At 51.5% G+C, this 21,158-nt stretch carries 18 protein-coding genes; 13 read left to right on the forward strand and 5 right to left on the reverse strand.

The genetic code is table 11. The features are described 5' to 3' along the window. Positions 1–139 precede the first annotated feature (139 nt). Together QCD60_RS25815 and QCD60_RS25820 are read right to left on the reverse strand one after the other, a co-directional pair. Entirely contained in the window at positions 140–1,630 is a 1,491-nt protein-coding gene (locus QCD60_RS25815; protein ID WP_279789839.1) for an aldehyde dehydrogenase family protein, read from the reverse strand. 45 nt (positions 1,631–1,675) lie between these two features. After that, positions 1,676–2,062, reverse strand: a complete 387-nt coding sequence (locus QCD60_RS25820; protein ID WP_279789840.1) for a c-type cytochrome — start codon at positions 2,060–2,062, stop codon at positions 1,676–1,678. 630 nt (positions 2,063–2,692) lie between these two features. Between QCD60_RS25820 and QCD60_RS25825 the strand changes: the two genes are divergently transcribed. The 8 genes from QCD60_RS25825 (at position 2,693) to QCD60_RS25860 (ending at position 12,508) form a co-directional block, all read left to right on the forward strand. After that, positions 2,693–4,150, forward strand: coding sequence for a carotenoid oxygenase family protein (locus QCD60_RS25825; RefSeq protein ID WP_279789841.1), 1,458 nt, complete (start codon positions 2,693–2,695; stop codon positions 4,148–4,150). Positions 4,151–4,160: 10 nt separating this feature from the next. Further along, positions 4,161–6,068, forward strand: a complete 1,908-nt coding sequence (locus tag QCD60_RS25830; protein WP_279789842.1) for an FAD-dependent monooxygenase — start codon at positions 4,161–4,163, stop codon at positions 6,066–6,068. Positions 6,069–6,396: 328 nt separating this feature from the next. Then, complete coding sequence (locus tag QCD60_RS25835) at positions 6,397–7,554, forward strand: MFS transporter (protein ID WP_279789843.1); 1,158 nt, start codon at positions 6,397–6,399, stop codon at positions 7,552–7,554. An 85-nt stretch (positions 7,555–7,639) separates the two neighbouring features. Beyond that, complete coding sequence (locus QCD60_RS25840) at positions 7,640–8,563, forward strand: transporter (protein WP_279789844.1); 924 nt, start codon at positions 7,640–7,642, stop codon at positions 8,561–8,563. Positions 8,564–8,608: 45 nt separating this feature from the next. After that, a complete protein-coding gene (locus tag QCD60_RS25845) occupies positions 8,609–9,454 on the forward strand; it encodes an aldehyde dehydrogenase family protein (protein ID WP_279789845.1) in 846 nt (281 codons plus the stop codon). Next, positions 9,451–10,383, forward strand: coding sequence for an IS5 family transposase (locus tag QCD60_RS25850; RefSeq protein WP_279788527.1), 933 nt, complete (start codon positions 9,451–9,453; stop codon positions 10,381–10,383). The genes QCD60_RS25845 and QCD60_RS25850 overlap by 4 nt, the downstream gene beginning before the upstream one ends. Positions 10,384–10,424: 41 nt before the next feature. Beyond that, positions 10,425–11,099: an aldehyde dehydrogenase family protein gene (locus QCD60_RS25855; protein WP_279789846.1), complete on the forward strand. Its 675-nt coding sequence runs from the start codon at positions 10,425–10,427 to the stop codon at positions 11,097–11,099. A gap of 428 nt (positions 11,100–11,527) precedes the next feature. Beyond that, the gene (locus QCD60_RS25860; protein ID WP_279789847.1) at positions 11,528–12,508 is read left to right on the forward strand and encodes a helix-turn-helix domain-containing protein; all 981 of its coding nucleotides are present in this window, start codon (positions 11,528–11,530) and stop codon (positions 12,506–12,508) included. 310 nt (positions 12,509–12,818) lie between these two features. On the opposite strand, the gene feaR is transcribed toward QCD60_RS25860, so the two are convergent. Then, positions 12,819–13,739: a transcriptional regulator FeaR gene (feaR, locus tag QCD60_RS25865; protein ID WP_279789848.1), complete on the reverse strand. Its 921-nt coding sequence runs from the start codon at positions 13,737–13,739 to the stop codon at positions 12,819–12,821. A 547-nt stretch (positions 13,740–14,286) separates the two neighbouring features. Here feaR and pbpG point away from each other — a divergent pair. Then, positions 14,287–15,240, forward strand: coding sequence for a D-alanyl-D-alanine endopeptidase (gene pbpG / locus QCD60_RS25870; RefSeq protein ID WP_279789849.1), 954 nt, complete (start codon positions 14,287–14,289; stop codon positions 15,238–15,240). A gap of 98 nt (positions 15,241–15,338) precedes the next feature. Here pbpG and paaX read toward each other — a convergent pair whose 3' ends face one another. Then, positions 15,339–16,268 carry a phenylacetic acid degradation operon negative regulatory protein PaaX gene (gene paaX / locus QCD60_RS25875; protein WP_279789850.1) on the reverse strand — a complete coding sequence of 310 codons (930 nt, stop codon included), beginning with the start codon at positions 16,266–16,268 and terminating at the stop codon, positions 15,339–15,341. 122 nt (positions 16,269–16,390) lie between these two features. Further along, a complete protein-coding gene (paaY, locus tag QCD60_RS25880; RefSeq protein ID WP_279789851.1) occupies positions 16,391–16,981 on the reverse strand; it encodes a phenylacetic acid degradation protein PaaY in 591 nt (196 codons plus the stop codon). A gap of 514 nt (positions 16,982–17,495) precedes the next feature. Here paaY and paaF point away from each other — a divergent pair. Genes paaF through paaI form a run of 4 tightly spaced genes read left to right on the forward strand, consistent with a single transcriptional unit; the run spans position 17,496 to position 21,110 of the window. Then, positions 17,496–18,284, forward strand: a complete 789-nt coding sequence (gene paaF / locus QCD60_RS25885) for a 2,3-dehydroadipyl-CoA hydratase PaaF (protein ID WP_279789852.1) — start codon at positions 17,496–17,498, stop codon at positions 18,282–18,284. 28 nt (positions 18,285–18,312) lie between these two features. Continuing rightward, on the forward strand, positions 18,313–19,104 hold the full coding sequence (paaG, locus tag QCD60_RS25890) for a 2-(1,2-epoxy-1,2-dihydrophenyl)acetyl-CoA isomerase PaaG (protein WP_279789853.1): 792 nt from the start codon (positions 18,313–18,315) through the stop codon (positions 19,102–19,104). A gap of 16 nt (positions 19,105–19,120) precedes the next feature. Beyond that, the gene (paaH, locus tag QCD60_RS25895; protein WP_279789854.1) at positions 19,121–20,671 is read left to right on the forward strand and encodes a 3-hydroxyacyl-CoA dehydrogenase PaaH; all 1,551 of its coding nucleotides are present in this window, start codon (positions 19,121–19,123) and stop codon (positions 20,669–20,671) included. Beyond that, a complete protein-coding gene (paaI, locus tag QCD60_RS25900) occupies positions 20,655–21,110 on the forward strand; it encodes a hydroxyphenylacetyl-CoA thioesterase PaaI (protein WP_279789855.1) in 456 nt (151 codons plus the stop codon). The genes paaH and paaI overlap by 17 nt, the downstream gene beginning before the upstream one ends. Positions 21,111–21,158 lie beyond the last annotated feature (48 nt).

The following is a 21,158-nucleotide window of genomic DNA, read 5'->3' on the forward strand; positions in this document are numbered from 1 at the left end:
CCCGTCGCAGTATCCATTACCCGCATAGTGCTAAGTGAGCCAGCAGAGAGTGTGCCAGATGATGGCAACACACAAAAAAGGGGCCTGCTCGGGCCCCAAAACGTCAACTGCTAGCGCGGTGTGAATCAGCGTATGTAAATCAATGTGCAATACAGACCGATTTGATCTCGGTATAAGCATCCAGTACGGCACTGCCAAACTCGCGCCCTATGCCGGACTGCTTCATACCGCCAAACGGCATGCTCGGGTCAAGCAGCACATGGGCGTTAACCCACACCGTACCTGCTTCTATCCGGGGCACCAGATTCATGGCCTTGCTCAGATTGTTGGTCCACAAACTGGCCGCCAGACCATAAGGGCTGTCGTTGGCCATACGAATAGCTTCTTCTTCATCACTGAAGGAGATAACCGACAGCACCGGGCCGAATACCTCTTCGCGGGCAATGGTCATGGACTGTTCAATATCAGCCAGCACGGTGGGTTGCACGTAGAAGCCATCCGTCTGCAGAGGCTCCCCGCCACATACCACGCGCGCTCCCTCTTCCCTGGCTTTGGCAATATAGCCCAGAACGCTCTGCTGCTGCTTTCTGGACACCAGCGGAGTGATACTGGCTGACGGGTCCATGCCCTCGCCCAGTGTCATGCTGCTGACGGCTGCGGCCAGCTGGCTTACAAACTCGGCATAAATACTCTGATGGACGTAAAAGCGTGAAGCAGACGCGCACACCTGTCCCTGATTGAGCATGCCGCCCAGCATGGCCCCCTGTACCGCCTGCTCGATATTGGCATCCTCCAGCAGAATCATTGGGTTTTTACCCCCTAACTCCAGTGCCACCCGGGTCAGGTTCTGCATGGCAGTAACGCCCACCGTCTTGCCTACGGCAGTGGAGCCGGTGAACGACACCTTGCGCACAGCAGGGTGAGCTACCAGATGTGCTCCTACGGTGTGGCCCTGCCCTGTGACCACGTTGAACACTCCGGGTGGAATCCCTGCTTCTATGGCCAGCTCAGCCAGACGCAGTGCCGTAAGCGGGGTTTCGGGGGCAGGTTTGATCACGACCGTGCAACCGCAGGCCAGCGCCGGCATCAGCTTCCAGGTGGTGATCATCATCGGGAAGTTCCAGGGCACAATGCCGACCACGACGCCTACCGGCTCGCGGCGGGTATATGCAGTGAACTTCGCGCCGGGCGGCAGTGGAATGGATACATTCAGGCTCTGCCCTTCAATTTTGGTGGCCCAGCCCGCCATGTAGCGCATGAACTCGGTCGTCGCTCCGACATCCAGCATCCGCGCCAGATTGATGGACTTGCCCTGATTCAGCGTTTCCAGCTGCGCCAGCTCTTCACCGTGCTCCTCAACCAGCGCGGCAAAACGCAGCAGGATGCGTTCACGATCAGCCGGACGCAACCCTGACCAGACACCACTGCGAAACGCCGCCTCGGCGGACGCCACTGCCCGGTCAGCATAGTCATTCCTGCTATCAGCGACCTGTGCCAGCGGCGCACCGGTGGCAGGGTTGAATACGGTAGTGAACGCCCCTTCAGGGATAACGGACTGGCCATCAATAAAGCAGCCGTGACGACGTTCAAGAAAGGCCGCCACTTCCGGCAGCATTGCAACCTGGCTCATGTTGACTCCTTGCGACGCCTGATGGCATCAGCGTTGTGGTTCTGATCAGCTGTGCTGGCTGAGATAGCAAATAATGGCCTTGCGCTGGCTTGCATCCGCCAGCCCGGCAAAGGGCATATAGGTACCAGGCATGGCGCTCTGCGGTTGCTGGATAAACTGATCAATACGCTCAGCCTGCCACTGACCACCAGCATTTTTCAGAGCCTGGGAGTAGTTGAAGCCCGCCACGCTGGCCACATCACGATTAACCACACCGTGCAGATTAGGCCCCATCATGGCTGCACCGGCAGGTTCAACGCTGTGGCAAACACTGCAGTTGTTGGTATACAGCGTTTGCGCCTGCTGCTTGTCGACACCTTCACACACATCGGCTTTTACCCCGCTGGCCAGTACAGACAATGTCATCGCTATCAGCCCTATCGCTTTACGCACCTTTGGCTCCTTGTTCTGCCGCGCACTGCACGCTAATCGCACAGCCCGCCGCCTCTGGCTTTCGTTACTGCTCTCCTGATGACCACGCCTGCCTGAATCATGGCCATACGCCGCCGGGAGGTTATGGACATCAGTTTTAACAGGCCGCCGGGGTGCAGGTTTTGTACTCCATGCCAAGGCGTTTGCCGCAAATGCCAGATCCTGCTGCTGCCAGATCTGAGCCACAAACGCCAAAAAACTGGTTCCATCAGGTGGAACCAAAGGTGCTGGTCAGATTAGCCCGGCTCCCTAGGATGAAGTGACATCAGCCAAGCCGTTTCCCTCAGCAAAAGGAAAAACCCGATGTCACAGCCTCACCCCTCATTTGACCGTCGCCAGTTTCTCAAAGGCAGCGCTGCGCTGGCCGCTGGGTGAGCTGTAAAGAAGTGATGAAACGGTATATGTCATGCATCTCCCTCCATTTGTGGATACCTGTGCCTCATGCATTTCTGGGAAAGAAAATGGTTCTCCTGAAGGCAAGAAATTTCCATATAAGTCAAAAATATGATGCCAGTAAGTACAATTAATTGATTTAGGACAAGCCTAAGCTAAGTCGAGGTCACAACAAAAAGCACTTACTAGGACTAAATAATGAATTCCATATTTCCGGATACTCCTGACTTTAAAGGCCCTCTTGCGCCTGTACGCATTGAAGGAAAAGTAATAAATCTGGAAGTTCAAGGTACAATTCCTAAAGATATAAAAGGTACATTTATTCGTGTTCAGCCAGATCCTCTTTATCCTCCCATGTTGGGAAATGACATTTTCTTCAATGGTGATGGCGTTGTGTCGTCCTTTCAATTTAGTGATGGCCATGTTGACTTGGTTCAACGCTATGTTGAAACCGACAGACTAAAGCTCCAACGTGATGCAGAAAGATCATTATTTGGTCTTTACCGAAACCCCTACACCAATGACGAAAGTGTTTCCCAGAAAAATGTCTACAGCACAGCCAACACCAATATTGTTCAATTCCAAAATAAGCTATTGGCGCTAAAAGAAGACAACCTGCCCTATGCAATGGACCCTGTTACGTTGGAGACGCTGGGGGTTGATGATCTGGATGGCCAATTTACAGCACGAACCTTTACAGCACATCCGAGAGTGGATCCTGAAACCAATCACTTCCTGACCTATTCGTATCGCGCAAAAGGTGAACAATCTAAAGATGTTGCTTTTTATGAATTTAATGACAAGGGCGAAAAAGTTAAAGAGATATGGTTCGAGGCACCTTTGGTTCCCTTCATTCACGATTTCTGTTTTACCCAGAACTATTTGATATTCCCTGTAATTCCTTTAGATCACAATCAATCCAATGGCGAAGCTGGCGGTGCCATTTTACAGTGGAATTACGAACGCGATATTTTATTTGGTGTAATAAAAAGACATGGTGATGGTTCGGATGCGCGCTGGTTCCGACTCCCTAATGGATTTCCAGGACATCTTCAAAACACCTTTGAGAAAGACGGAAAAATTTATTGTGACCTTTCGATTGGCGATGACAATGTATTTTCATGGTGGCCGGATAAACATGGTCGATCCCCTTCTCCGGATGAAGTTCACGCCCCATTACAACGTGTTGAATTTGACCCTTCCAGCTCTAACGATAAAGGCAGGGTAACGGATGTCTTCACGGACTTAAGTGTTGAGTTCTACAAGATTGACGACCGCTTTCTAGGAAAACCGTATCGCTATTCCTACCCTATCGCAACTGATGTGTCTCTGTGGGATTTTGAGCAGATGGGCCCTCCTCACCCTTTCTTTTTCAATATGCTTTGTAAGGTTGATCTGGAAAATAAATCTCTGACCTGCTGGAGCCCCGGCGAAACAGATAGCGTTCAGGAACCTGTATTTATTCTTCGGTCTGACGATGCGCCTGAAGGCGATGGTTATATTTTGCTCGTGGTAAACAGACTTAAAACCAATAGTTCTGATCTGGTTCTATTGGATACAGAAAATTTATCCAATGGCCCCATTGCAACCATTAAATGCCCTTTCAGAATGCGACAAGGATTACACGGCAACTGGGTTAATGGTTTAAATCAATAAGGGCTTTTATATGCAATACCATATTGAAGATTACAGATCAGGTGATCCTGATATAAAGCTGGCTGCAGAAGGTTTAGTGCATAGTAGTACTTTACCCAAAGAAACAGATGTCCTGATTATAGGAAGTGGCCCTACAGGACTGACACTGGCAGCTCAACTGTCCGCATTTTCGGATATACGCACCTGTATCGTTGAACAAAGATCGGGGCCTCTGGAACGGGGCCACGCCGACGGTATAGCCTGCAGAACAGTTGAAATGTTCAATGCATTTGGATTTTCTCATAAAGTGCTTCGTGAAGCATGCTGGGTGAACGAGCTTAACTTTTGGCGAACGCATGAAGAAACCTCAAAAGGCATTTATCGCTCCGGACAAGTGAGAGATACAGAAGAAGGACTTTCAGAATTCCCTCATGTCATTCTAAATCAGGCCCGTGTTCAGGAACTTTTTCTTGATGTCATGAGGAATTCACCAAACAGAAGTGAGCCCTATTATGGCAGGGCCCTGATAACAATCAGAACCGATGAGAGTGAGTATCCCGTTATCGCTGAGCTTGAACATAAAGACGAGAATGGCGAAATCAGAAAAGAAATTATTCGCGCCAAATATCTGGTTGGCACAGACGGTGCTCGAAGCACCGTTCGTAAAGAACTGAACCTGGAATTAAAGGGAGACTCCGCCAATCAGGCCTGGGGGGTTATGGACATCCTGGCCGTGACCGACTTTCCTGACAACCGTATGAAGGCAATTATCAGCTCTCCAGGAGATGGTACGGTTGTTCTCATTCCCAGAGAAGGCGGTTACCTGTTCCGGGTTTACGTCGAAATGGACAAGTTGGGTGAAGGAGAACGGGTCAAGACTCGCACCTTTGATGCTCAAGACCTGATAAGTGCCGCAAACAAAGTCTTCTACCCTTATTCATTGGATGTTCGGCACGTAGCCTGGTGGTCAGTATACGAAATTGGCCAACGTATGACGGATCGCTTTGACGACCTCTCGTTTTCTGACAACGAAACCGCAATACCGAAGATTTTTATTGCAGGTGATGCAGGTCATACCCATAGCCCCAAAGCGGGCCAGGGAATGAACGTTTCGATGCAGGATGCCTTTAACCTGGGATGGAAACTGGCAGCGGTTCTTCAGGGTCGATCTCCCGAGGCATTACTGCGCACCTATAACAGTGAACGCCACGCCATCGCCAAGGATCTCATAAACTTCGATAGAGAATGGACAACCCTTTTACATCAGGCATCCAAAGGTGACCAAACCGTTAACGCTGAAGATGTACAGACTTATTTTACACAGAGCGGGCGATATACCGCAGGTACAGCAACTCAATATACGCCTTCAATATTAACCGGATCATCGCGATATCAGGATTTGGCCACAGGTTTTCAAGTTGGCAAGCGATTTCATTCATCCCCCATTGTGAGGCTTTCGGACGCTAAACCGATGCACTTGGGGCATGTAATTGAAGCCGATGGAAGATGGCGATTATTTGCATTTTCGCCACAAAAACAAACCATTGCAGAATCGTTGAACGCGTTAAATGGCCTTTGTGAATTTCTCAAATCCAGTACAGATTCACCTATTGTTCGATATACGCCTAAGACTTGGGAAACAGACTCTGTTTTGGATGTCCGAGCCATCATTCCCTATTATTTTCGAGATATTGGCCTGTCTGACATTCATGATTTTCTCTTACCGAGAAAAGGAAAATTTGCACTTCGAGATTATGAAAAAGTCTTCTGCTTCGGAGAAAATGAAGATACCGATATATATCTGCAAAGAGGGATTAATATAAAAGAAGGTTGTCTGATTCTCGTAAGACCGGATCAATATATCAGTCATATTCTCCCATTCAATGCTACTGAAGAACTCAGTCATTTCATATCGAAAATTTTTGTGCAACAGAACTAAAACTAGATACCCGAATCGAAAGAGGATCATTCGCAAACGAACGGCTATTAATTGAGAAGCTATGGCTGCCAGAGATGAAATTACTGGCAGTCATATTGAATGATTTTATTCATCAGCGGGTTTAACCAGCAAGATGAACCACCCTAAAAAATGACACCAACTCCCTCAATGATATAAACACAACAAGAATAAAAACCATTAACTCTCTTATTTAAATAATTTATACCTCCAAAAAAATGACAAGAGAAAATAACAATGAAAAAAAATATCAAACCCTGGTTATTGAAGAATACTTTTCACTCCTGCAAGAAAAAAGCGGGAGAATAAAGTGAACTTACCAAATTCAAAATTAACGGGAGCAACGCTAATAATCGGGCATATTGCTGGGATGATAGATCTCTCAGCGCTGCCTATATGGATAAACACATTGATATCCGGCTATCAGTACCGCCCTATAGTCGCAGGAGCCTTACCATCTGTTTTTTTACTCGGTGCAGTGTTTGCCTCCATTTTTGTTGCCAAGCGTTTTCATAAATATAACAGCCGTAACCTTGCTATCTTTGGGTATTGGGTAGCGGCAATGACGATGTTAGCGGTGCCCTTTCTCACCAAGATCGAGATAAGGTTTGCTCTTCATTTGATCGCAGGATTGTCCATAGGGATAGCTTTATCAGCCATACACGGAACCATTGGAAAAACAACTAATCCGCATCGCTTATTTGCTTTTGCCTATACTGGATTTGGTATTTTCTCGTTGGTATTTCTTGGAGCAGGCCCACAAATCATCAATATTTTCGGCCCTGCCTCTTTTTTCTATGCAATAGCTTTCATTTTTTCGTTAGCGGCCACATTTTCCATGTTGTTTTTACCAGCTGTAAAAAACCAACAGGAGGAAAAAGTACAGACAAAGCGTTCTCTTGCTCCTTCTGTTCGATACGCCATCACTGGAATGACATGTATGTCACTAATACAGGCACTGGTATTTTCCTTTCTGGTACAGGTAGGTTTAGCTCATGGATTTGATAAAAATAATATAGATATCATGTTGATTGTATTGGGAATGGTCAATCTGATACCAGGAATGGTTGCTGCTCTCTTGCAGAAGCGCATCAATACATTTCAGGTTGCGAAGACCGGCCCCGTTTTACAGGCAATATCCGCTATCGCCATTATGGCCACATCAACATTTCCACTATATGCCGTATTTGCGATTTTCTTTCCTGCAATACAGGTATTCACCCACACATTCATATTCGGTTATCTGGCAAAGCAAGACGGAGAAGGACGAGCAGTTGCAGGCACCCCTGCCATGCTTATGACTGGTTCAGCAATCGGCCCATTCCTGGGAGGATTTTTAATTGAAATTGCAGGATTCTCTGCAATTGGAATAGCAGCAATTATTATAGGCACAGTATCAACCCTGCTATTTTTCATAGCAGCAAGGAAAGATGCATTTTTAGAGTCTCCATTATACGCAAGCGAATAGAAAGCCTACGACAGAGTATGTTTAATTTTTCGCAAAATTTTAAACCGCGTTAAAAATAACTTTAAAAACGCAACTGGTGCAAAAAATGAAACTATCGTGTATCAAGCAAAAAAATATTTTGACCGCTGCAATCGCTCTGTTCTCAGCAAGTGCAGCACATGCATATGAGCCAAATACTCCTTTCGCTATTCCAACTGCCGCTACCATCGGAGTGGCTGCTGGCGCCAACCCTCCACCAGGAAACTACTTTAGTATCTCTCTTAGGTCGACACGCGGAGATATTGTTGACGCATCTGGAGATAAAATAGGTGTTTCTTTAAATTCAAATACGCTAGCACTTGGTTACAGCTATGTACCTGGGGTAAGAATACTGGGTGGTGACTATAGATTCACAGCAACACTACCTATTGTTCATGTTTCTCAAAGTACGGACATTTCAGTTGCACACGTAAAAACCGACGATTCTGGCTTTGGAGATATTTCAATCTCCCCTTTCAATTTATCCTGGAATCTTGACAAAGAGATTTTTGCCTCTGCAGGTGTAGTTTTTAACATACCTATCGAAAGTTTTAATTCAGATATCACAACCGCTAATGTGAGTTCTGGCAAACGCTCCGTTTCATTCCTGATGGGATTTAGCAATTTAAGGAATGGCTGGAACCAAAGCATTGCCAGCTCGCTAACTATCTATGAAGAAAATCCTCACACGCATTACAAAAGTGGCTCAGAGTTAATGTTCAATTTAACAGCACTAAAAGAAATTGATAATAATTTCAGTGTCGGTCCAGTTGGCTTCTGGCGAAAGCAACTTGAAGATGACGAAAATAAAGGGCCTCTACTCGGAGGAGGAATTAGAGCTCGTGCAGAACAAGTAGGATTGGGTATCGGCCTAGCCAAAAACTTCGGCTCAGGTCAAATAAATTTAAACTTTGTCAAGAATATTAGAACAAGGAACACAGAGGATCTTCCGGTACTGACATTTAACTATTCAATGCCATTTGGAAAATAACTATTAATAACAAGGTCATATATATCTATATTAAGAGCGCAAATCATGTACGAAAAATTACTTATAAATGGTGAGTTAAGGGGTGCCCTTGACGGTAGAACATTTAAACGCCTGAACCCTTTTAATGGTCAGACAGCAAGTATTTCAGCAGCTGCAACGAGTATCGATGCAAAGTATGCAGTTAACGCGGCCAAGGATGCTTTTGAGCATTGGTCGAAAGTAGGCCCACACACTCGCAGACAAACTTTGTTGAGAGTAGCTGACCTGATCGAGGTGAGGGCGCAGGACTTTGTCAAAATCAATATGGCTGAAACGGGAGCCACTACCTCTTGGATAACATTTAACGTTAGCACAGCAGCAACAATGATCAGGGAAGCTGCCGCATTAACAACCCAAATTTCCGGTCAGATCATCCCGATGGAAAAGCCTGGTACATTATCCATGGCCATTAGAAAACCCGTTGGTGTGTGTTTGGGGATCGCCCCCTGGAATGCTGCCATTATTCTGGGGGTTCGTGCTATCGCCATGCCGATTGCATGTGGAAATACAGCAATTTTAAAGGCTTCTGAATTATGCCCTCAAACACATTTGCTCATTGGGCAAGTATTTCATGAAGCTGGTCTTCCTGCAGGTGTTCTGAATGTCATAACCAATGCACCGGAAGATGCCTCATCAGTGGTAGAAACATTAATCCAGGAGCCTGCCGTCAGGCGTGTGAATTTTACCGGCTCTACCGGAGTGGGAAGAATTATTGCCAAACTCTGCGCTGATGAACTGAAGCCCTGTTTATTGGAGCTTGGAGGCAAGGCGCCATTCATAGTACTTGATGATGCTGATCGGCTTTGTTGCACAAATCGGAACAGGCTCCCGTGTTGTAGAATGAAGGCATGAACAAGCCTACCTCCCCGAAGTACAAAACAACGAACTGGAAGTCCTACAACGCCGCGCTCAAAGCGCGTGGGGCATTGATGATCTGGCTGGACAGAAACATGACCTGGCACGGAACACCGCGCGGCCAGCGAGGGCGTACGCAGCGCTTCAGCGAGGCGGCCATTCAGTTCTGCCTGACGATCAAAAACCTGTTCGGCCTGGCCCTGCGTCAGGCGGTGGGCATGGTGCAAAGTCTACTCCGCCTGGCGGGACTGAACTGGCCTGCGCCGGACTACAGCACCGTCTGTCGGCGCCAGAAGTCGCTGCAGGTCGTGATTCCTTGCCGCCCAGCCACGACCGGACTGCATCTGTTGATCGACAGCACCGGTATCAAGATGCTGGGCGAAGGGGAATGGAAAACCAAAAAGCACGGTGCGGACTACCGCCGCCAATGGCGCAAGGTGCATCTGGGCATCGATGCGCACACGCTGGAAATCCGGGCTATTGAGGTGACCGACAATGCGGTGGGGGACGCGCCGATGCTGCCCGGGTTGCTGAGTCAGATACCGGTGGAGGAGAAGATAGCGTCTGTCAGTGGAGATGGTGCCTACGACACGCGAGGCTGTCATGAGGCGATAGCCCGGCGAGAGGCAGAGGCAGTGATACCCACCCGCCAGAATGCGAAGCCGTGGAAGGAAAATCGCCCGGGGGCTTCTGCCAGGAATGAGATTCTGCGGGCCACCCGCCGGCTGGGCCGGACGCTCTGGAAGAAGTGGAGCGGTTATCATCGGCGTAGTCTGGTGGAAACCAAAATGCACTGTTTCAAGCGGCTGGGTGAACGCGTGATGGCAAGGGATTTTGACCGGCAGGTCGCCGAGCTTCAGGTGCGGGCGGCAATATTGAATCGCTTTACGCGGCTCGGGACACCGATGACGGTGCGCATACCATAAGATCATCTGGGGTAAGGGGTCTTATATGCTGACATCTATTTATGCAACAAAGCCATGCTGATCTGGACGGTGCAGTAAACGGCGCTGCTTTTGGTGCATATATGAACATGGGACAAATTTGTATGTCCACAGAACGTATTATTGTAACCGAAGGTATTGCTGATCGGTTTGTCGATGCCCTTGCCTCAAAAGCGGCGCTTTTGCCTGCTGGCGATCCGTCTGGCACTAATGTTTTGGGCTCTGTTATCAATGAAAAAGCTGCAGAAAAACTGGACGATCTGATAAAAGATGCCTTGTCTAAAGGAGCTAAATTAGTTGCTGGCGGAGAGCGAGATGGAACAGTCGTTAAAGCAGGCCTTATAGACTATGTAACACCTGATATGCGTATTTATTCAGAAGAGTCCTTTGGCCCCATAAAATCGATCATACGTGTAAAAGATGAAGATGAAGCCATCCGGATTGCCAATGATACCGAATATGGTTTAGCCGCCGCCGTTTACACTGGCGATATTAAGAAAGGCCTTGGCTTAGCCGAAAAAATACAGAGTGGAATTTGCCATATTAATGGCCCTACGGTATGTGATGAGCCTCAGATACCATTCGGTGGCTTAAAAGCATCCGGTTATGGAAGGTTTGGCGGGGATGCCGGTATTGCAGAGTTCACTGACCTGCGATGGGTGACTGTAGAAGACCCAAATCAATATTACCCATTTTAGAGCCGTCCAAAGTGGGCTTCGCTTTGGAGGGCTAGAAGTTCAAATACGACTGGCTGCAACCGGAACTTCGCTTTACGTTTTGCTCCCAACCAAGAGACCAGAATCTGGAGCGTTCCCAGAGAGGCACGCTCTACGCTGGCTGAAAGTGAGTGGAAATAAAACCGAAATGCTGAGTGATGCTTAATAGATGTACGAGTGCTCGAGCCCAAGGGTAGTTCAAGGCCGATCGGTGCGAAGTGATTCCGCTTGTGTAGCAGGTCTTTGGTGCAAGGCTCATGGCACTGGCAGATTCACTTGTGCATGTCTTCAGTCGTCTCAATGCTCATCATGTTTACTCTGATTGGAAATCCGATGCTTGGACTTGGCTTACTGAGACACTATCTTTTTAACTGCGCTCACAAGTGCAATAAAGCAGGAAATACCCTTCTATGCCTGAAGCAACAGAAAAAATAAGAAAAGCTGAGTATGTTCTTGACTTAGAAGCACTCTCTTCAATACAAGAACGTTCTACAGTCTGGGCTCAGTGGATTCCTATTACTTTTCCCGGGCTGACTGTCTCAAGGATGACTGATCGTAAGGCAAATGCATTAGTCAAGTTAACTAAAGTTGGAGCTGTCCGCCTGCATTCCATTATTCAGACCAGCCAGATTATGATTAACAAGCCCGACTCTATTTCCTCCTCAGAGCATACTGTTGGCTTCATCATTCAAAAAAGCGGACATAGTGAAATTGAACTAAATGATCAACATATTCAATTAAGAAAAGGGACAATGGGAATTATCGATGGAGGCTATGCTTTTACTCTGGAGTCTATAGGAACATCTCATACCCATGTTTTTACGATGCCTAGGAGAATTGCTTTAGAAAGTCTGCCAGGGTTACTTGAAAGCCCAGTTAGTGTTATTCAAGCCGATGAGCCGCTTCTTGATTATATAACCTTGATCGTTGCACACTCCTTCGAAAAACTAAATATACTATCCAATCAGCAGGCAATAGCATGGAGTACTGCACTCATATCACTGCTTGAAGGCATTAACATACCCAAGACATCTAATTCCACACAAGTCCATTGGAGAGTAAAACGCGGATTATCTGAAATAGACACACGCGCACACGATGACAATCTGAGCGCGGAAGATATTGCCATTGAGCAAAATATTAGCCGCCGCAGATTAGATCAGCTCTTTATCAAAGAAATTGGTTCAACGATCTCTTTTCAAATTTCAGAGAAAAGATTAACAGCCGCTGCGGCTGCTTTGTGCGATATCAAGAATAGTAAAAAGCACATTACAACTATCGCGTATGATTACGGATATAAAGATGGAGCACATTTCTCGCGAGCATTTAAGTTGAAATTTGGTATATCTCCGAAAGAGTGGAGAAAAAGCATACTCAGTGATCAGCAGTAATTCAGAAAAGCTTGAGAGTATCTTCGCTGGCTCCAAGCACGGGCAGAACTACGCCACCAGAGGTGGTCCATAGTTCTTGTGTCGAGTATAGGTTGATATACAGCCTCTACGATTAAGCTGCTCCGTTAAGCCTCAGAGAATTCGCTACTCCCGCAGCAATGGCACAACACGACATTCCCATGGCCCGCTTCACCGCAGAAAGAACCTCTGTCCTGTGCTCACCATAAACCAGACCGATGATGCCATTACTCTGCATCACAGCGCTCCTACCCGCCGAGGCAAGCACGGCCAGTGATTTTGACAGGGTGGTTCAGGACACAAAGCGTTTGCGGTATTCCCCGGGCGCAACGCCAAAGCGCGATTTGAAGGCCGTGGAGAAGTGGCTGGAGTCGCGGAAGCCCCACTCGTAGCCGAAGGCGGATACCTTGACCTCCCCTTTCTCGCGACGCAGTGCCTCGGCACAGAGATCAAGACGGCGATTCTTGATGTACTGCGCAACCACCAGATCCTTGCGGGCAAACAGTCGGTACAGGCCGCGGATCGATACACCAATCTCCCGTGCCACGGTCTCCGGGCTCAGGGCTTCATCGCCGATACGGCAGTCGATCACGTCCAGCGCCCGTCTGAACATTTTCTCGTGACTGTCCAACTCGGCCACACCGTGACCGAGCGCTGGACGCAACAACGATACCAGTGCATCCAGCACCGCTTCGCCTTCCTGCCGGGAGATACTGCTTTGCTGCGCGGTCGACAGGATCAGCTGACTGGCCAGCAACGCCGTCGGCGTATTGGCCAGCACCTTGCGGCACGGTTCGATATGGGTAAAACGCAGGTGCTGATCCATCACGGTACGAGGGACAATCAGCGATAACTGCTGAGAATAGGCATCGTAAGTGAAGTCACAGGGACGGCTGGAGTTGATCAGGGTAATGTCGCCCTGCTGCATCACCACCCGGTTGCCTTCCTGCTCCAGACTGGATGAGCCACGCAGCTGGAAAGCAACATAAAAGTGGTCGGCACTGTCTGCCACAACATCTTCGCGGGTACGAAACAAACGGGCATGTGCAATATCGACAATGGACAGGTCCAGCGCCTGATGGCGAAACGGATCAATTTTGCCGACAAACTCCCTGTCTCTTAATTCGGCATGAAAACGTCCACAGTTTTCATTCACTTGATACAGCCAGCTGTCGAACTCAGCGGCATGCTGGCGAGTGGTTGGGTTAATCATCACGGCCCCGACATCGGTATTGTTGTTATTGTTGGCTCGCCTGCAGCATTGGCCTGCCGCAGGCAAGGTAAAAAACTACCACTTTCTTCCGGTTCAACTCCAGTCCGGTGGTCCGGGCTGGCCGAATCAATCAGGCAACACCGTTTCATCATGCCGCACTGCATCAAGGCAGACTGAGGGTGTTCTGGCCGGTATGGACATCTGATACTTGCCAAGTTCGACGCAGACTCGCTAATACGCTGAGCCCAGGCACGTTTCGCGCCAGCAACACGTCACTCCACAGCGACCCACAGCAGATTGGCCGGCTATTGCGTACGGCAGGGTCTGCCTGATAGCAAAAAATGCAGCAGTTATCACTTTACAGAGCACCGCAGGATGAGCTCCCGACCACCCAAGCACTTGATGCCTCTGAAGAAATTTCTCAAAAAATGCGGATTTACTGACAAAATTTACCGACACAACAGTTGGCTATATTGTTTTTGCCTTCCTGATACACGCATAATCCGCTCATCTGTCTTCATCCTCTTTACAGAACGAAATACTTGCCATGATGCGTGTAACCAGTCGTCTCGCACTCTTCTCTCTGTTTCTGGCAATGGCCACTCCGGTGGTTGCCAGCGCGGCAACGGATGCCAGCGCAAAAGCCAGTGCCAAGGTGGCGGTTAAACATCAGGAACTGGCTTCCAGCAGTGCCATGGTTTTCGATATGAAAGCCACCAAAATCATCTATTCCAGCAATCCCGATCAGGTCGTTCCCATCGCCTCAATCAGCAAACTGATGACCGCCATGGTGATTCTGGATGCCAAACAGCCAATGGATGAAGTCATCGATGTGGACATCTCCAGTAACCCGCATATGAAGGGGGTATTCTCCCGTGTCCGCCTGCACAGTCAGGTGACCCGCCGTGAGATGCTGCTGATGGCCCTGATGTCGTCCGAAAACCGTGCAGCTAACAGTCTGGCGGAGCACTACCCCGGCGGTTACAGCGCCTTTATCAAAGCGATGAATGCCAAAGCCAAATACATCGGTATGACGCGCACCCACTTCGTCGAGCCAACCGGCCTGTCTTACGACAACGTGTCGACCGCCCGTGACCTGACCCGCATGCTGCTGGTCACGCGCAAGTACCCGATGCTGAGTGAGCTGAGTACGACCAAGGAAAAATCCATCAGTTTTACCAATCCCAGTTACACCCTGCCCTTCCGCAATACCAATCATCTGCTGTACAGCAAGAAAGACTGGAGCATTCAGCTGACCAAAACCGGCTTCAACGATGAAGCAGGCCACTGTCTGGCCATGCGTACCACGATCAACGGCCACCCGATGACACTGGTGGTGCTGGACGCCTACGGTAAGCAAACTCACTTTGCCGACGCGACCCGCCTGCGCAACTGGCTGGAGACCGGCAAGGTCAGCCCCCTGCCCTCTTCCGCTCGCGACTATCGCAAACAACGTGATCAGGAACGTGCCTCACTGGCCAAGGCCGACGAAGAAGGCTGATTCAGCGGATCATCTGTGACACCCAAGACCCGACGCAGCCACTGCCTCGGGTCTTTTGTTTTTGTTCCTGCTCATTTCTGCTCCTGCAGAACAGGAACTTACGTCCTCACCCCACCAAACCGTTTGTAAAAGGTCGGTGCCGGTTCAGGTAACGGCCCGTCGGCGGTTTCCATCATGTCACTGATATACGCTTCAGATCCGGCACACACCAGACTGTAAATATTGCGGCACAGCTGTCGTGCTGACACTCCGCTCCAGTCCGGCGGCAATAATTCTGCAGGCAGCTGCGGGTCGCGCAGCATGACCTTGCGGTATTCGTGAATCAGCAGCGTGCGCGCGATGAAACAATCCTGCGGCCCCGGCACACCCTTGCTGCTGAACTCCTGCCAGATCGGACGAAAACGTTCGAGAAAGGACTTATAGCTCTCGGAGATCTGATCCAGATTCCAGCATTCCCGTGACTGTTCCCGTAATGCACGAGAGGAGTACGGCTCACCTTCACGGGTTTCAAACAGAATCGTGTCATCCAGCGCACCCAGCTCGGTCAGGGTGCTATTGACTTCCAGCATGTCGGCGTGTGGCGAGGCCATCAGAATCGGCGAAAACGAACCAAAGCCCATCCACTGCAATTCGTCACGCACCTGCTGACGTTTCTCGGCGGGAAGCTGCGACAGCACCGCCAGGCACCAGGATCCGTCCCACTCCGGCAGCACTGGCAGATAAATACGCTTGAATGCCTTATCGAACCGTCGTCGCCCCTGCGAGGTCAGGCTGTAATAGGCCCGACGGCCCACCTGATCGGCTGACAGCCACTCGTCTTCCTTGCTCAGACGGAAAATCGAGGTCCGCACCAGCCGCTGATTGAGACCAAACGGCTCCAGCACATTGATCAGACTGCCCAGCCAAACGGTGCCGCCACGGGGCACGATGGCATCACCAAAGACGGAAATGATCAGCGAGCCGGCTCGGATCGGCCGCTGGGCACAGAACTGCTGTATCAGTTCATTGAGATAAGGAGAACTGCTCATCAGAGAGGGTTTCGCTGTCAGGATAGGTGCCCGGTATTCTACGAACCGTGTGCCAGTGGTGCAAAGAATGGATGCCTCTTTGCACGATGAGCGGCAAGAACGGTGTCATTTATGCAGCGGGTTTACATCCCCTTCGGCTTGATATCACCGGTTTTCAGACGCGGCCGGTCGGCCTCCACCGCCTCCAGTGGTTCACATTCCTCCAGCGTGGCCAGACAGCGACGGGTCAGCTGCTGATACTGGGCGGTGGTGCTGCTTTTCCACTTCACCTCGTCGTCACCGATGGTGCGTTTGACCACGGCAGGCGTACCCATGACCAGCGAGCGCGGCTCACAACTGAAGCCAGCTTTGACGAAAGAACCTGCCGCTACGATGGACTCAGCACCAATATGTGCCGCATCCATCACCACCGCATTCATCCCCACCAGCGCGTTACGGCCGATGCGGCAGCCGTGCAGCACCGCACCGTGGCCGATGTGGCCGTCCTCCTCCACCACGGTATCGCTATCCGGGAAACCATGCATGACGCAGTTGTCCTGCAGATTGGAGCCTTTTTCCAGAATCAGCCGGCCAAAATCGCCGCGCAGACTGGCATTGGGCCCGACATAGCAGCCCGGCCCGATAATCACATCGCCGATCAGCACGGCGGTAGGGTGAACAAAGGCGGTGGGGTCAATAACAGGGGTGATGCCATCGAGGCGATAGACTGGCATGAGTGACTCCTCGTTGCTCTTTTTGCTTTTGTTGTTATTCGCGTTGGTCCGTACGCCTGATCTCACCATCGCCAGACTGCTGACGGGAGGGTTACAGACCTGCATAGCCAACCCCGATCCTAATTACACAATTTTTTAATGTCAAAAACAGATTCATGTAACACGTATAGCCAGAACCGTCGTTACAGCATTACTACTTCAGTAAACCCATACCAAAAATGCAAAACCCGCAGTAAATATGCTCTTTAAACGCTGAAAACTCAGGAAAATCACGAGCCCAGGGCACGCTCATCAAACATACCCAGCCCTTATAAACATTCAAAAACACCATTTTGTGATACTTAATATTTATTTTTAACTATTTATTAGTATCACTTTTGGCGTTACTCTGCCTTGCACCACGACTCATACAGACAGGCAACGGCCTGACACAGAGATCAACCCGCTGATTGCAACTGCGTTTCACACAGGGCGTGACCAGCGACTGCGAATCCAAGAACAAGAGAGCGACAACGTGAATCATTCCACCTCCCCCGGGTTACTTCTGATCGAAGCCCCTGTCGAGGGTGTGGCCGTTATCCGGCTCAATCGCCCCGAAGTTTTGAATGCCCTGAATACAGCACTGCTGGCGGAACTGGCTGAGGTACTTGAGACCTTCAGCCAGAGCGCAGACATCCGCGCGGTGGTGATCACCGGCAACGAGCGCGCCTTTGCAGCGGGTGCTGACGTCAGAGAAATGGCGCAGCTGGACGCGGTTGGCATACATCAGGACCCACGCCCCCGGCACTGGGCGCGCATTGCCGCCTTCAATAAACCCCTTATTGCGGCCGTCAACGGTTTTGCTCTGGGGGGGGGCTGTGAACTGGCTATGCATGCCGACATCATCATCGCCGCCCGCAGCGCTTCTTTCGGCCAGCCGGAAATCAACCTTGGCATCATTCCGGGCGCAGGCGGCACCCAGCGTCTGATCCGCGCCATCGGTAAAGCCGCCGCCTCGATGATGGTTCTGACCGGCGAAGCCATCGGTGCGGAACAGGCGTTGCAACTGGGCCTGATCGCCGAGATCAGTGAGCCGGAACTGACGCTTGAGCGTGCCATCGCCGTGGCGCAGAAAATTGCCCGCCATGCACCACTGGCCGTGCAGCAGGCGAAGGATGTCCTCAACAAGGCGTATGAATTGAGCCTGTCCAGTGGGCTGCAGTACGAGCGCCGCGCCTTTACCTTCCTCGCCGCCACCGCTGACCGCAACGAAGGCATCAGCGCCTTTCTGGAAAAACGTCGCCCGGTTTATCGCGGTCGCTAATTGCTGAGAATCCTGCAGGAGAGTTGTTATGTCCTTCCAACATATCGAGTACAGCGTCGAGCAAGGCGTCGCCATTCTGACCCTGAACCGCCCCGCTGCACTGAACAGCTTCAACGCTGACATGCATCTGGAGGTGAAGGAGGCCCTGAAACAGGCCCGCGCCAATGAACAGGTTCGCTGCCTGCTGATCACCGGCAATGGTCGTGGTTTCTGTGCCGGGCAGGATCTGTCTGATCGCAATGTGGCCGCTGATGCCGACATGCCGGATCTCGGCGCCTCCATCGAGAAAAACTACAACCCGCTGATCCGCACCCTGCGCAGTCTGCCTTTTCCGGTGATCTGTGCGGTCAACGGCGTAGCGGCCGGCGCCGGGGCCAATATCGCCTTCGCCTGCGACATCGTTTTCGCCGCCCGCAGCGCCAGCTTTATTCAGGCCTTCTGCAAGATCGGTCTGGTGCCAGACTCAGGCGGCACCTGGACGCTGCCCCGTCTGGTCGGCCCTGCACGCGCCACCGCACTGGCCATGCTGGGTGACAAAATCAGCGCCGAACAGGCTGAACACTGGGGCATGATCTGGCGTTGCGTGGAGGATGCCGAGTTGCTCGATACGGCCCTGCAGGCAGCCCGTCATCTGGCCACCCAGCCCACCACCGGACTGGCACTGATCAAGCGTGCCTTGCAGGCCAGCAGCACCAACACGCTGGACCAGCAGCTTGATCTTGAGCGTGACCTGCAACGTCTGGCGGGCCGCACGGAGGATTACCGTGAAGGTGTGGCGGCCTTCATGCAGAAGCGCAACCCCGAATTCCGCGGCCACTGACAGAGGAGAGATCACCATGCCACCTCTGAGCAAAGACACCATCGTCGCCGTTATTGGCGCAGGAGCCATGGGCGCTGGCATTGCCCAGGTCGCCGCCAGTTACGGCCATCAGGTCAAACTGTTTGATAAAGCTGAAGGCGCCGCTTCCCGCGCTATCGACAGCATCGGTGCCGGGCTGGGCAAGCTGGTCAGCCGTGGCAAGCTGGACAACAGCGAAGCCGAAGCCATCCTCAGCCGCCTGCAGCCCATTGAGGAACTGAGCCAGCTGGCTGATGCCGGGCTGGTGGTGGAAGCCATCATCGAGAATCTGGACATCAAGCGCAGCCTGTTCGCCGAGCTGGAGCAGCTGTGCGCAGCCGATACCCTGCTGACCAGCAATACCTCCTCACTGTCCATCACCTCCATCGCCGCAGGCATGCAACACCCGGAGCGCTTTGCCGGTCTGCATTTCTTTAACCCTGCGCCGATCATGAAGCTGGTGGAAGTGATCTCCGGTCTGGATACCGACCGTAATGTCGCCGAGACCCTCTACGCCAGCGCCAGTGCCTGGGGTAAAAAGCCGGTACATGCCCGCTCCACTCCCGGCTTTATTGTTAACCGGCTGGCCCGCCCGTTCTATGCCGAAGGCTTGCGCCTGCTGGAAGAAGGAGCGGCCGACACTGCCACGATTGACGCCCTGTTGCGTGATGCCGGTGGCTTCCGTATGGGGCCATTCGAGCTGATGGATCTGATCGGCCACGACGTGAACTATGCAGTCACCTGCTCGGTATTCGACGCCTACTACGGCGATCAGCGCTTTCTGCCATCGCTGACACAAAAGGCGCTGGTCGATGGCGGCCGGTTGGGGCGCAAGAGTGGCCGTGGTTTCTATGACTATCGCGCGGATGCCGCACAACCTCAGCCGCAGTCACTCAGCATCGCAGGCAGCACCCTTGCCGAGCTGCCCACCTTGATTGTGGAAGGTGACCTAGGGGTCGCTGCCCCCCTGCTGACCCGCCTGCAGCAGACCGGCATCCATATCGTTCGCCGTCAGGGTCTGGCTAATCAGCAGGGGCGCCTGTTGCTGGGTGATGCCGTACTGGCATTGACCGACGGTCGTATGGCCAGCGAGCGCGCCGTAACCGAGGCCACAGCCAATCTGGTGCTGTTTGATCTGGCGCTGGACTACCAGCAGGCCAGCCGTCTGGCTATTGCTATCGCTGATCAGGCCGACAGGCGCGTGCTGCAACCTGTGACCGAACTGTTCGCACTGGCGGGCATCACGCTGTCACAGCTGGATGATGCACCGGGGCTGGCGGTGATGCGCACCGTCGCCATGCTCGCCAACGAAGCCGCTGATGCGGTGATGCAGCAGGTATGCAGCGCAGCCGATGCCGATATTGCCATGCAGTTTGGCGTCAACTATCCCTGCGGCCCGCTGGCATGGGCAGAGGCCGTCGGCACACAGCGCATTTATCAGGTGCTCACTCATATGCAGCAAGCCTATGGTGAAGATCGCTACCGCCCATCACGCCAGCTCAAACGCATGGCGGTTACAGGAGGTCACTTCCATGTCAACGCAGCCTGAACAGACCACCACTCTGGCCCCGCAGCAGATGGCAGAAGCCTGTGCTGATGCGCTGTATCAGCGTGATCTGGCCACCCGCCATCTGGGCATCGAGATCAACTCTGTTGCACCGGGTCAGGCCGTGGTCAGCATGACCGTCAAAGACTTCATGATTCAGGGTCATCAGACTTGCCACGGCGGCTACCTGTTTACCCTCGCCGACTCAGCGTTTGCCTTTGCCTGTAACAGTTACAACGCCCCGACGGTCGCGGCAGGCTGCAGCATCGAGTATCTGTCGCCCGCCCGGGAAGGTGACGTACTGACGGCCACCGCGACAGAGCAGTCACGCGGCAGCAAGCTGGGCGTCTATGACATCACCATCCGCAATCAGCACGGTCAGGATATTGCGCTGTTTCGCGGTAAGTCATACCAGCTGCGCGGCGAAATACTGTCCGCCTGACACGTTTCATATCAAGCAGGCCAGTGGCGGCATCTCAGACACGCCGCC

The sequence above is a fragment of the Pokkaliibacter sp. MBI-7 genome (assembly GCF_029846635.1).
Classification (GTDB): Bacteria; Pseudomonadota; Gammaproteobacteria; order Pseudomonadales; family Balneatricaceae; genus Pokkaliibacter.